Annotated in this window: 15 protein-coding genes and 1 tRNA gene; 7 read left to right on the top strand and 9 right to left on the bottom strand. The window is 61.1% G+C overall.

All coding sequences use genetic code 11. From position 1 onward, the window contains the following. The first annotated feature begins 37 nt into the window (after window positions 1–37). From samp2 to V5A26_RS04135, 5 genes are all read left to right on the top strand, one after another. Window positions 38–235 carry a ubiquitin-like small modifier protein SAMP2 gene (gene samp2, locus V5A26_RS04155; RefSeq protein ID WP_332321847.1) on the top strand — a complete coding sequence of 66 codons (198 nt, stop codon included), beginning with the start codon at window positions 38–40 and terminating at the stop codon, window positions 233–235. Continuing rightward, window positions 232–612 carry a GNAT family N-acetyltransferase gene (locus tag V5A26_RS04150; protein ID WP_332321848.1) on the top strand — a complete coding sequence of 127 codons (381 nt, stop codon included), beginning with the start codon at window positions 232–234 and terminating at the stop codon, window positions 610–612. The genes samp2 and V5A26_RS04150 overlap by 4 nt, the downstream gene beginning before the upstream one ends. A 136-nt stretch (window positions 613–748) precedes the next feature. Beyond that, window positions 749–1,132, top strand: coding sequence for an ArsR/SmtB family transcription factor (locus V5A26_RS04145; RefSeq protein WP_332321849.1), 384 nt, complete (start codon window positions 749–751; stop codon window positions 1,130–1,132). Then, entirely contained in the window at window positions 1,129–2,016 is an 888-nt protein-coding gene (gene arsM, locus V5A26_RS04140) for an arsenite methyltransferase (protein WP_332321850.1), read from the top strand. The genes V5A26_RS04145 and arsM overlap by 4 nt, the downstream gene beginning before the upstream one ends. A gap of 154 nt (window positions 2,017–2,170) precedes the next feature. Further along, a complete protein-coding gene (locus V5A26_RS04135) occupies window positions 2,171–2,614 on the top strand; it encodes a TIGR00725 family protein (RefSeq protein WP_332321851.1) in 444 nt (147 codons plus the stop codon). A gap of 26 nt (window positions 2,615–2,640) precedes the next feature. Here V5A26_RS04135 and V5A26_RS04130 read toward each other — a convergent pair whose 3' ends face one another. Beyond that, window positions 2,641–4,017: a phosphoglucomutase/phosphomannomutase family protein gene (locus V5A26_RS04130; protein WP_332321852.1), complete on the bottom strand. Its 1,377-nt coding sequence runs from the start codon at window positions 4,015–4,017 to the stop codon at window positions 2,641–2,643. Between the two features lie 276 nt (window positions 4,018–4,293). Here V5A26_RS04130 and V5A26_RS04125 point away from each other — a divergent pair, with 276 nt between their 5' ends. Next, window positions 4,294–4,461, top strand: a complete 168-nt coding sequence (locus tag V5A26_RS04125) for a DUF1931 family protein (RefSeq protein ID WP_332321853.1) — start codon at window positions 4,294–4,296, stop codon at window positions 4,459–4,461. A gap of 22 nt (window positions 4,462–4,483) precedes the next feature. On the opposite strand, the gene rpiA is transcribed toward V5A26_RS04125, so the two are convergent. Together rpiA and V5A26_RS04115 are read right to left on the bottom strand one after the other, a co-directional pair. Continuing rightward, a complete protein-coding gene (rpiA, locus tag V5A26_RS04120) occupies window positions 4,484–5,173 on the bottom strand; it encodes a ribose-5-phosphate isomerase RpiA (protein WP_332321854.1) in 690 nt (229 codons plus the stop codon). Between the two features lie 38 nt (window positions 5,174–5,211). Continuing rightward, window positions 5,212–5,823 (bottom strand): protein sorting system archaetidylserine decarboxylase, encoded by a 612-nt coding sequence (locus V5A26_RS04115; RefSeq protein ID WP_332321855.1) that lies wholly within the window; start codon window positions 5,821–5,823, stop codon window positions 5,212–5,214. 83 nt (window positions 5,824–5,906) lie between these two features. Between V5A26_RS04115 and priL the strand changes: the two genes are divergently transcribed. After that, complete coding sequence (gene priL, locus V5A26_RS04110) at window positions 5,907–6,998, top strand: DNA primase regulatory subunit PriL (RefSeq protein WP_332321856.1); 1,092 nt, start codon at window positions 5,907–5,909, stop codon at window positions 6,996–6,998. Here the strand turns inward: priL and V5A26_RS04105 are convergent. The 6 genes from V5A26_RS04105 to tatC form a co-directional block, all read right to left on the bottom strand. After that, window positions 6,995–7,195, bottom strand: coding sequence for a DUF7472 family protein (locus tag V5A26_RS04105; protein WP_332321857.1), 201 nt, complete (start codon window positions 7,193–7,195; stop codon window positions 6,995–6,997). The genes priL and V5A26_RS04105 overlap by 4 nt on opposite strands. Window positions 7,196–7,555: 360 nt before the next feature. Further along, window positions 7,556–7,638: transfer RNA gene (locus V5A26_RS04100), tRNA-Leu, on the bottom strand. A gap of 52 nt (window positions 7,639–7,690) precedes the next feature. After that, a complete protein-coding gene (locus tag V5A26_RS04095; protein ID WP_332321858.1) occupies window positions 7,691–8,206 on the bottom strand; it encodes a peptidylprolyl isomerase in 516 nt (171 codons plus the stop codon). Between the two features lie 48 nt (window positions 8,207–8,254). Next, the gene (locus V5A26_RS04090; RefSeq protein WP_332321859.1) at window positions 8,255–9,373 is read right to left on the bottom strand and encodes an ORC1-type DNA replication protein; all 1,119 of its coding nucleotides are present in this window, start codon (window positions 9,371–9,373) and stop codon (window positions 8,255–8,257) included. 87 nt (window positions 9,374–9,460) lie between these two features. Continuing rightward, on the bottom strand, window positions 9,461–11,446 hold the full coding sequence (locus tag V5A26_RS04085) for a MutS-related protein (protein ID WP_332322228.1): 1,986 nt from the start codon (window positions 11,444–11,446) through the stop codon (window positions 9,461–9,463). A 41-nt stretch (window positions 11,447–11,487) separates the two neighbouring features. Beyond that, complete coding sequence (tatC, locus tag V5A26_RS04080; protein ID WP_332321861.1) at window positions 11,488–12,228, bottom strand: twin-arginine translocase subunit TatC; 741 nt, start codon at window positions 12,226–12,228, stop codon at window positions 11,488–11,490. Window positions 12,229–12,308: the final 80 nt, after the last annotated feature.

Raw genomic sequence — 12,308 nt, 5'->3', positions numbered from 1 at the left:
ACATGCTCAAACCGCTCCAGTCGAAGTGTGACACGACATGCGCGTGACTGTCGAGGTCGTCGGCGACCGGGTCGAGGAGGTTTCCCTTGACGAGGGGACCTACGGAGAGGTGCTTTCTGCTGTCGGCCTGAGTCCGCACGAGGCCAGTGTCTTCGTCGACGGGCGCCCGAAACCAGTCGATGGGACGGTCACCGAAACCGAGGTGCAAGTCCTTAGACTTGTTCAGGGCGGATGAACATCGAACTGGCCAGTCCGGACGACCTCGCTGCGGTGATGAACGTGTTCGACGGAGCGGATCTCCAGGTTTCGGCCACGGAGGTTGCAGAACACATTGACAGCGAGGAGGTGCTTGTTGCCCGCTCTGACCGGGGAACGGTTATCGGCGGCCTGGTGGGTCGACCCCGGGAGCGGGACGTTCGGATCGAGCCGATCGCGGTCCGGCCCGGCCGGCGCGGACAGGGGATTGGAACGGAACTCGTTCGGGCGGCTGGTGGCCGGTGGGGCCGACTCACAGCGACCTTTGACGCGGAGTTGACATCGTTTTACCGGCAGGCTGGATTCGAGGTCGAAGGCGCTGAGCGGCGAGTTGGCTATCGTCCACCGCCGAAATGATCTCTACCGACCCTGTCTGAGAGGACATTGGACACGGACTATTTTTGCGATTGCAGGGGAGGGGCGACCCGGAGGAGATGGTGCCTGGCCAATCGCCACCCCTTTCACCCATATCCGTATATTCACAAATATACAAATGGCCAACAATCAACCGGCAGAACCAGATGAGCGGTCAGAATCGGGATCACAAGCAGCGAGCGAACCCTGCTGTACCGCTGTCGACCATGACCTGACCGCCGGCCAAATCGAGAACGATGTGAGAATGCTTTCGGCGATGGGAAACGAGACCCGCTACGAGGTCCTTCGGCTTCTCGATGGGGCCGGGAGTCCGGTCTGTGCATGCGACCTCAAACCCGAACTCGAGGTGGACCAGAGTACGACTAGCCGGGCGCTCAAACGGCTCTACGAGGTAGATCTCGTTGACCGCCGCAAAGACGGTCGCTGGCGGTACTACTCGACGACGGACCGGGCGGAGACCCTTCTTGCAGCCATCGAGACAGTACGGAGTGACGACCAATGACCCGAGAGACGTCCACTGACACGGACACCCGAACAGACCGAGGAACCGAGGCGGAAAAGCGGGACGCGGTTCGGGACCGATACGGCGCGATTGGGGCAGGAGAGACGGAGACCAGAACTGAGACAACCCCAGGCGACTCTTCGGGGGAGGGTGATTGCAGTGGCGATTCCTCGGAGTCCGAGACGTCTTGTTGTGGCGGGGGCGCTGAGTCCTCTCACACTGAAACGCTGGGATATGACCCGCAGCGACTTGACATCGTTCCCGAGGGGGCGAATCTTGGACTGGGTTGTGGAAATCCAACGGCAATCGCCGAGTTGGAATCGGGTGAAACGGTTCTGGATCTGGGCTCTGGTGGTGGATTCGATTGTTTCCTCGCTGCCGAGGAGGTCGGGCCGGACGGGCAGATAATCGGTGTGGACATGACTCCCGAGATGCTCGAACGCGCTCGACAAAACGCCGGTCGCTCCGGGTTCGAAAACGTGGGCTTTCGATTGGGCGAGATCGAACACCTGCCGGTCGCTGACGAGTCCGTCGACGCCATCATGTCGAACTGCGTCGTCAACCTTTCTCCCGCGAAAGAGCGGGTGTTTGAGGAGGCTTCTCGTGTGCTCAAACCGGGTGGTCGACTGGCGATCTCGGATATTGCGCTGACTGAGCAGGGGTCCCAGGAACTCGATGACACTGATCTCGAGCAATACGCTGCCTGTGTGTCCGGGGCGGCCACAATCGCGCAACTCGAGAGCCTCCTTGAGGAGGCGGGGTTCGAATCGGTTTCGGTCCGACCGAAGGCGGAGAGCGAGTCGATCATCCGGGTGATGTACGACGACCCCCATCTGCAGGACCTCCTTTATTCCGCCCGAATTTCCGCCAGAAAACCGCAGTAAGGAACTGATACCGACCCGCTATACGAAAATCTCTTGGAGGCACAGATCCAGTCCGCCACCGGGATACCGCAAACCGCTGCATGTCGAAACGGCTTCCAGCTTCTCCCGGACCGCTGGGGAAGGACTACGGGGTGTGCGCCGGTATTTCTGGAACATGCGTGTCAGTGTCATCGGTGGTGGCGTGGTGGACCAGGGGACCTACGACGTGGCTGAACATGTCGGTCGACTCCTCGGTACCCGGGGCCACGACGTCATTTGTGGCGGGTTGAGCGGGGTGATGGAAGCCGTCGGGAAGGGCATGGCCGAAACAGGCGGGCAAACCATCGGCATTCTCCCGGGAAATGATCCGAAGGCCGCGAACTCCTATATTGACGTCCCCATCGCAACGGGCATTGGGTCGGCCAGGAACGTGTTCGTCGTCAAGAACGGGGCCGCAGCCATCGCAATCGATGGAGCGACGGGCACGCTCTCGGAGATCGCACATGCACTCGATATGGGAAAACCGATCGCCGGGCTCGACACCCACGACATCGAGGGGGTCGAGTCCGTCACGACACCGGAGGCGGCCGTCGAATACGTCGAAACCGCGGTCGAGTGACCTCTCACCCGCTAATGCCCACGGTTTCAGACCAAAGGTTTAACGATGTTTCGGCCAGCCTCGAGCAGCGCCTCAACTCGCGTCTCACTCCCAGCCTCCGCATAGACCCGCATCTTCGGCTCGGTCCCGCTTGGGCGTACAACTAACCAGGACCCGTCTTCGAGAAGTGCCTTGATGCCATCGGCTGGATTCACTTCCTCGACTGCCCGGTCCGCAATGGAGTCCGGGAGGGACGCTTCCAACTCCTCGATAACCCGCTCTTTCTCCGAATCGGGACAATCCACGCTCAGTTTGTCCTGCTGGATCGCCCCGTGTTCAGATCGCAGTTCGTCGAGCCGATCGTCGTAGGCGCGCTCTGATTCGACAGCGGCAGCGAGCAGTGCCATGAGCACTCCGTCTTTTTCCCGGATGTGGCCACAGATCGAGAACCCGCCCGATTCTTCCCCGCCCATCAACGCGTCGTGCTCGTCCATGGCCCGGGCGACCCATTTGAACCCGACAGGCGTCTCGATCACGGACTCACCGTGGTCGTTGGCCACCCGATCGATCAGGAACGTTGTCGAAACCGTCCGAACGGCGGGGCCAGACTGTTCATCCAGGAGGTGGTCATAGGTCGCAGCGAAGAACAGGTTCTCGTCGAGATACCCCCGCGCCGGTGATATGATTGCCAGCCGATCGGCGTCTCCGTCGTTTGCGATGCCCAGATCGGCGCCAGTTTCCTGGACTGCATCGATGAGCCCTTCGAGGTTCTCCGGGCTTGGTTCCGGCGGCGATCCGCCGAACTCCGGGTCACGTTCACACCGACGGGCAGTGACCGTTGCGCCGGCCCGTTCGAGGAGACGGTCCGTGACACCCCGACCGCTCCCGTGCATTGCATCGTAGACTACCTCTAGTCCCTCCAGTTCGGGTTCTATGAGGTCCAGGACGTGTGTCGCGTGTGGCTTCTGGAAGTCGACCTCGCTGATCGTTCCCCACTCTGATTCGGGACTCGGGTCGGGTTCGGCCAGTCGGCTTTCGATATCTTCGGTCACGTCGGGCATCGCCGGCGCGCCGTCATCGGGGAAGAACTTGATCCCATTGTAGCTCGGCGGATTGTGCGAGGCCGAAATCACGAGGCCACCCGCCAGATCCCGGTCCACGATTGCATAGGCGACGAGCGGAGTGGGAATATCTCGTTCAGGGAGCAACACGTCGTAGCCGTTGGCCACAAGGACTCGTGCAGCCTCGTTGGCGAAGCCCCTTGAGGTCTCACGGGCGTCGTAGCCGATGGCGACTGTCTGGCCCGATTTGCCGACCGCGTCGAGGTGGTCCGCGGTGGCTTGAGCGACGATGCGCACCCGCCGATCCGTGAACGTATCGAGTGTCGCCCGCCAGCCCGAGGTCCCAAACGAAATCTGATCCATGCTCGTCTGCTAGTGAGGTATGGAAAAAACGGCACCGGTCGGTCTTCGTCCGACCTGACTCGCCTTCGTCCGGTATTTTGCCAGCATCGGCATACGTTTGGCACTTCTAAAAATCCCGAAAATAGGGTTTTCAGAAGCTGAAAAGGTCATTTAGCCCTTTCTGGTTCGTATTCCGGACCCGGTTCGAAGCGGGCATCTGCAGTGAAACCGGGGTTCGAGGCCTATGGCGCTTGATTTGGGAACGTTTATAATGGGCCATCGGAAAAACAGAAGCGTATGGCAGACCTGATCGTCAAAGCCGCCGTGAAGGAAGCACTCGACGACAAAAACGTCTCCTCTGACTTTTACGATGCGCTTGACGAGCGCGTTGAGGACTTGCTCGCCGACGCTGCCCGTCGGGCCGAGGAGAACGGTCGCAAGACAGTACAGCCACGCGACCTGTAGACGAACAGGCGAATCGCGGATCTTATCGAGTGGACCGGACTTGTACACCCTCAGGTCCGCCCACAACGATTTCGTCTGCAACGTCGACGAACAGTCCATGCTCCAGCACGCCGGGGATCGTGGAGAGCGCAGTTGAAATGGCCGCAGGGTCTTCGATGGGCCCGAAATCACAATCCAGGACGAGGTTCCCGTGCTGGGTGATGACCGGTCCGTCCTTCCGACCGGCGCTTCTAAGCGTCGGTTCACCATCCATATCTCGAACTGTCTTCATTACGGTGGGCCTGGCGGCTGGAACGACCTCGACCGGAACTGGATGTGACAGCACATCCGTTTCCTTCGAATCGTCGACGACGACCACGAACCGGTCAGCGGCCGCGTCCACGATCTTCTCGCGGGTGTGGGCAGCGCCCCCGCCCTTGATCAGGTCTCCATCGACTACTTCGTCGGCCCCGTCGATCGCGATGTCGACGGCGTCGACTGCGTCCAGTTCTGTGAGCGGAATTCCCGCGTCAAGCGCGACTGCGCGTGAATGATACGAGGTGGGTATCCCCGTGATGTCATGTCCCCTCGCGACCGCTGCGCCCAGTGCCTCTGTTGCATAGGCGGCGGTGCTGCCGGTGCCGAGGCCGACGACATCCCCGTCAGTTGCCATTTCGGCTGCGCGCTCGCCTGCCTGCCGTTTCCGTGTCGCCCGCGATCCCCCGTCTTTCATATCACGGTTCGCGCTCCCGACCGACAAAAACCCGCGGTTCATCGACCCGGATCGACGGCGAGGATTGACTCACCGGCCCGAACTGTCGCCCCCATTGCCACCTCGATGTCGCTCAATTCGAACCGTTCGGGTAACAAGACATCCGCTCGGCTGCCAAATGAAACGTGTCCGATCCGTTCCCCTCGCTCGATGTTGCTCTCTTCGGAAACGTGTGGATGAATGCGCCGAGCGACGGTGCCTGCGGTGAGTGTCACCCGGAACTGGTCGATGTCGATGTGGGCCCGTTCGTTCCGCTCAGCGTCTTTGGTGAACGCCGGCCAATGGCCGCCTGGCACATGCTCGATGGTGGTGATCTCGCCACCGACCGGAGCCCGATTGACGTGGACGTCGGTGATGTTCATAAACACGCCCAGGCGGATTCGCTCGGCGCCGGTCGCTTCCTGTTCGGTTCGGAGCACTGTTACGGTCCCGTCTGCCGGGGCCAGGACCCCCGCATCGGGACTCGATCGCTCGGGATCGCGATGAAACCAGATAATTCCGAGGCCGAGAAGGATCAGGACGAGTCCCACAAGCGGTGACAGGATGAGCCCCACGGCCCCGACCGCAACGACTGGGCCAGCGAGCCGCCAGGTACCGGGGGCCAATTGCATGGTTGTGGGTAGGCTACCCGGGAATAGGGCTTTTTCGGGTCGACGGCGAGGCCTTTATTGGCATCGAGTGGGAACTGCCGCCGATGGACGCGTTCCACGCCCGCTATCCCTTTCTCCGCGAGGCTAGAGCGGCCGTCGAGGAGGCGGGGGTGGACCTGGAGGCCGTCGTCCGAAGCGAGGATGCTGTCGTCGATCGGGCTCGCCAGCGCGTCGAACGGGCCCTGACTGACCGCGAGATCGGTCCCCCGGCTCGGTCGACGCGGATCGAACTCCTCTCCTATCCAGTTGCCCGAGTCATCGCCTCGCTCGTCGACGCCTCGATCGTTCGACAGCGATACACGGAGGCCGAGGCGGCCGCCGCTCGGGAGCGCTTCGAGGAAGACTTCGCGGACGAGGACGAGATCAGCTCGGTCGGGACGCCAACCCTGGATCGCCAAACCTTGCTCTCCGAGTTCGATCTCGATTCGGTCGTCCGCCAAACTGCGGACGGGTTCGAGATGACCGTGAGCGCGTATCTCATGTATTCGGCGTCGCTGCGGCCGAGCAAGTGGCGCCTTTCGACCCGTGTACTCGATGAGGGCTGGGTGCAGATCAGCGAAGCCGAACTCGAAACCCTGCTCGAGCAGGCGGTCGAGGACCGGGTCGAAGAGGGACTCCCGCTTTCGGTTCCAGACACGATCGCAACCGTATTGGACGAACCGGTGGCCGAAATCGAGTCAACGCTCGAAGAACTGGACCTCACGCGGGAGATCGACACCGTCGTGCCCGAGTTGTTCCCGCCGTGTATGCAACACCTCCTCGACCGGGTTCAGCAAGGCGAGCACCTGGCTCATCACTCGCGCTTTGCCATTACGTCGTTTCTCGCGAATATCGGCCTGAGCACGGACGAAATCGTCGATATCTACCGGACGAATCCCGGTTTTGGCGAGGAGATGACCCGGTATCAGACCGATCACATCAGGGGTGATACGAGCCCGACCGAGTACACTGCACCGTCATGTGCGACCATGAAGGCTTACGGGGACTGTGTGAACCCTGACGATCTCTGTGATGCAATATCACACCCGCTTTCCTACTACGAAGTCAAACTTGACGACGAGGCGGCGGACCATACTGACTGGCGAAATCGGGAGACAGAGGAATCTGCAAACGCCGAGGAAGCCGCAGAGGACTAATCGCTGTCGAGGAAGAGTAGGCCGAGGGCCCCCATGACGACAATGAATGCGACGATTCCGCCGATCATGACAAACGCCCCGGCTGCTTCGCCCTCCGCGGCGCCCATCGTACTTCCGGCGATGAGAAAGGCGATGAAGACGGCCACGCCGATCAGCGCCAGCCCGGCTTCGCGGAGGACCTGTCCTTCGAATTCCATGGCTGTCGTTTCGGTCCAGCCCCAAAAAAGCCGTCGAAGGGGAGCTCTCGGGACGATTGGCTCACATATTCGATCCCAGTGACCACCGAAAGACTCGCTTTGCATCGTCTTTCGAGCCCCCGCTCGCCTCGTTCGAGACACTCACTTCGTTCGTGTCTTGGCACTCACGGGTCACTTCGTTCACCGTTCGCTATCGAGGTCTCACTCCGTTCGACCTCGCATGCGAGGGATGGGATTCGAACCTATAGACCACCGAAAGACTCGCTTCGCATCGTCTTTCGAGCCCCCGCTCGCTCCGCTCGCGGGGATCCTGCGAGAGCGATCTGGTGAGAAAATAGGAGAGCGAGGTTGTGCGAAAAGTGCGAGGGATGGGATTCGAACCCATGGACTCCTGCGAGAGCGGGTCTTAAGCCCACCGCCGTTGGCCACTTGGCTACCCTCGCTCGAAGTGAGGCTTGGAGAACGATCCGGTAAGCCCTTTCGACTCGGCTGCAATTAGTCCTGGATGGTGACAGACTCCAGGAGGATTTCTTCCTTTGGTTTGTCCTGTCGGTCGGTCTTGGCCCCACTGATTTTCTCGACTACCTTCATCCCGTCAGTCACTGAGCCGAAGACTGCGTGTTTCCCGTCCAGATGGGGCTGCGCCCCAAGGGTGATGAAGAACTGTGACCCGTTCGTGTTCGGGCCACTATTCGCCATCGAGACGATGCCAGCGGAATCGTGTGACAGTTCGTCGTGGAACTCGTCGTCGAAGGTGTAGCCCGGGCCGCCGCGGCCGGTGCCGGTCGGGTCGCCGGTTTGAATCATGAAGTCGCCGATGATCCGGTGGAAGAGAACGTCGTCATAGAGGGGCTTGCCCTCCACCGTCTCATCTGTTTCAGGGTCTGTCCACGTCTTCTCGCCCGTCGCCAGGCCGACGAAGTTGTCGACGGTGCGGGGTGCACGCTCGTCGTACAGTTCGATCTCGATGTCGCCTTTGCTCGTATGCAGCACGGCAGACAAGTCTCCCATACCTACATATCCCGGTCCGCGGGGATAACAGTGCTGTTCACACACCTGTTACTCGAGCAGTTCGAGGACCGTCTCCGCGTCGTAAGCCAGGGTGAGCGAGCGCGAGCGACCACGCCCGTCGAGACTTTCGTATTCGGCCTCGATAAGCCCCAGATCGTCGAGCTTGTTCACGATTTCGGTGTACCGGGTGTAGCCCAATTCGGTCTTCTCGTGGAAGGCTTCGTACACCGCACCGGCCTGTTCGGCGGTGGTCTCGGCGATGACTTCGAGAAGTGTACTTTCCGGATCAGAGAGACCCTTGAGGTGCCGTTCGAGGTGCACATTCCGGGCGGATTCGAAGGCGTTCGTAACATCCTCCAGTTCGATATTCTTGCTTGCCCGGCGCTCGGCGTTGAGTCCGGCCCGCCGTAGCAAATCGATACCTACCCGCAGATCCCCGGTCTGTGCGGTGAGTTCGGCCACTTTATCGAGCACCTCGGGAAGAACGACGTCCGGCCTGAACCCGATCTCGATCCGGTGGCGAAGGATGTCGACGATTTCGGTCGTGTCGTAGACCGGGAAGTAGGCTTCTTCGGGGCGGAACACACTCTGCACCCGGCTGTCAAGCCCCTCTATCAGGTCCAGATCGAGATCCGAGGACACAAGGATCACCCCGATTTTGGTGCCTGGATGGGCCTCGTGGGCGCGAAGGAGCGAGTAAAGCGTTTCCGAGGCCTCGTTCTCGTAGAAGAGGTAATTCACGTCGTCCAGCGCGACGACGAGGACGGTCTCCTCTTCGGTGAGTTTCTCGGCGATCTGCCCGAAGAGTTTCTTGAAGGAGATGCCCGAGGCTGGCGGTTCGTACTCGAAAAGCGCCCGGAAGATCCGGGAGAAAACCGCGTACCGCGTCGAATCCACCTGACAGTTCACCCGAACCGCCCGAACTCCCGGCTGGGAATCGAGTTCCGAGAACACCTTTTGAATTGCCGTCGTCTTCCCCGTCCCCGGTGGACCGGTCGCCATGACGTTCAGCGGGCGGGACCCGCGGGTCGCCGGTCGAAGGGCGTGGGTCAGCGTTTCGAGTTGGGTGTCCCGGTGCTCGAAAACCTCCGGAACGTAATCTATTTCGAAGACGTGTTCGTCCCGGAAGATCGACTCGTCCCAGGAGAGCATGTCTTCGTCCGTCATGGTGTCAATCGAGCCACCACGTCCACTTAACCCTTCCCGCCAGCGGCGATCTATCCGGAAGATCGCGTTTCTCTAACGGCAGGATGCTTAGAACTTCGACAACAACTGTCGGTAAAACGAATGTTCGTCGCTTGCCTCGGATGATTCTCCGGCGAGTTTCTCGACGATGAGTTCGGGCGTGGATCTGGCCAGGTGGTTTTTCTCTGGCGAGCGCTCGACGCGCAATTCGCCGTCTTCGAGCCCGATGGCCCGAATTCCATCGACCGTTACCGACGTCTCACAGGCATCCTGAATCCCGCCCGCGAGATGGGACACGATCACTGCGGTGGCGTCCGCTTCTTGGAGCGCTTCGACGATCCCGGCGATGATTTTGGCCGAGGCCCCCGGTTCGGTGATGCTCTCTAGTTCGTCGACGAGAACGAGTTTCGTCGCTGATCCCGATGCGAGTGTGGCAAAATCCGTGACTGTCGTTTCGAGCGCGCCCGCGTCGAGAGTCCCTCTGGATTTTGCGTGATAGTGCACCTCCTCGACGGACGGAACAGTCGCCGATTCGGCGGGTACCGGGAGGCCCATGTGGGCGAGAATCGTGATCGAGGCGACCATGTCGAGGGTCGTCGTCTTCCCCCCGCTGTTCACTCCGGAGAGGAGGGACACCCCGTTGACGGCGTAATCAACGGGTTCGACAGCCTCAGGCGGTTCCTCGAGCAGCGGCGATCGACCGCCTGTGATGTTGAATCCACTCCCATTGTGTTCGGCCATCACACAATCGAAATCCGCAGCGAATCGGGCAATGGCAACCTCGATATCGAGTTCGAGGGCCCGATGAACCAGGTCCGTAACCGGCTCCCGTTGGTCGGCGAGTTCTGCGGCGACTTCTTGCTTGACCTGGCCCGCACGTCGGTCTCGGGCCGTTGTGAGCTCCTCCTCAAGTCGCGACAGGACGGCGTCGTTGCGCTCGACCGGGAACGTTGGCTCCTCGGGAAAGAGTCGTTCTCCGGTGGCGATTTCCTCAGGCTCGAGAACGAGGGCTTCCTGGAAGTGGTCGCGAGCCGCCTGGACTGCCACCTCGAACTCGGCTTCGAGTTCGCGGGCAAGGATCGAGTCGACGCCCGCGCCCCGCTCCGCAAGGGAGAGCAAGTCCCCGCCGTCAACGGTCACGTCGGTCTCGGAGATCGCTTCAGTCAGCCGGTCGTTAGCAATTGATTCGGCCGTCGAAACGGCCTGCTCTAGTTCCGAGACAGCGGTTGTGAGCCGCGAGAGTTCCTCGTCGCTTGTGACCGTACCTTGCCCGTCGATTCGGTCGAGTGCCTCGAGGAGCCCTTCGAGATCCAGTTCGCAGTCGAGACCGGCGACCCGGTGGACGGCTGCGGCCGCTCGGATGGACTCGCGATTCGCGCCGTAGAACGAGAGGACCCGTTCCGGTACGACCTCAACGGGACTTGCAAGCGCGTTCGGTTGGACCTGCACGTCCCCGTCGATGTCGATCCCGGCGAATTCCTCGTCGAGGGCGATCACAGTCGCATAGCCTCGGGCGAGGTCGGCGAGTGAGCGGGTGTCCTCGACGAGTTCGACGCTCACTTCGGGTATGGCGTCCCTGGCTTTGCTGTACGTTTCTGCGTCCGTCGTCGCCAGACAGCGATCACGAACGCGAACGTCCCGTGGCTCGCTCAGGGGCTCGAGCCCGTTGAGGGCATCCAGCACGGCTTGGTCGACGTCCCGTTCGAGTGCTCGCGTCGCGACGGTTTCGGTTTCCGCGATCCGTGCATCGACTGCACTCGGGTAGAACGTCTCGACGCGCTGCCGACCGTACTCGGTGACCGTTCTGTCCGCGAGACGGTCGAGCAGCCCTTTGTACACCGCTTCGGCTCGATCTGTGGCGAGAAACCCGCCGGGGTCGTCGTGTCGATGCCTGATCGCGTTCCGGACGAGTCTGACGGCTCGCCCCTGTGAAAGCCCTGGTGCGGACGCAATCGTGGCAACGTCTCCCCGTTCAAGAGCGCCTTCTGGATCGTCGAGTGCGGTCAGCGCCTCTCGGGTCTTCGGCCCGACTCCGGGGATCGCCTCGATCTCCATCGAGTTGAACCTTCACTCCGAGCGGCTAAACGGTTGGGGAGTCAGCCGTCCCCGCGACCCGTCCATCTGAGTAAGAGGAGGGTCCCCTCGAAGAGCCCGACCATCGTGAGGGCGATGAGGAACGGCGCCATTCCGGTCGGGTCCGGGCTGAAGAGGAAAGCGATACCTAGGAAGACCCCCCACATGATTAGCCGCCGGTCCTCGAGCCAGGTCCGGGTGGTCAACCCCATCATTATGGCGAGCATGATGAACAGCGGAATCTGGAAGACAACCGCGAGAAAGCCCAGCAGCACGAGCATGAGCGTAAAGGTATCACCGAGTGCGAACGCGATGTCGACGACATCTCGCGAGTACTGCATGAAATAGGTCATGACCGCGGGGAGGATCAGGAAGTAGCCAAAGAGCAAGCCGACGAAGGCGAGCACCAGACTTGTGGGCACGGCAGCGAGATAGTAGCGCCGCTCGTGCGGATACAGCCCCGGCCGCATGAATGCGTAGGTCTGGTACACGAAGATCGGCAACGCGAGGACGACCCCGAGCAGACTCGCGGCCTTCAACTGCGAGATGATGAGCTCCAGTGGATGGTAGACGTGCGGTTTCGAAATGTCACTCGGAAGAATCGAGTACCAGAGGAAGTTGATGAACTCCTCGCCGAAGGGGAACGCGAGCAGGCTAACGAGCCCCGCGAAAAAGAGGACGACTGCGACCCGCTTGACCATCTCTTCGATGTGTTCGGTGAGTGGTTGTTCTTCGTCCTCGGATGGCCCCGTCTTGCGTTCTATTGGGGTCGACTCCTCGCCTGACTCTGTCGAATCCTCCGTGTCCTCGTCTGCCTGGTCTGCCTCTTCGTCATCTTCACTTG

The sequence above is a fragment of the Halodesulfurarchaeum sp. genome (assembly GCF_036626455.1).
Taxonomy (GTDB): domain Archaea; phylum Halobacteriota; class Halobacteria; order Halobacteriales; family Halobacteriaceae; genus Halodesulfurarchaeum.
Note: the sequence above shows the minus strand (reverse complement) of the source record. Positions and strands in the feature narration are given on the sequence as shown.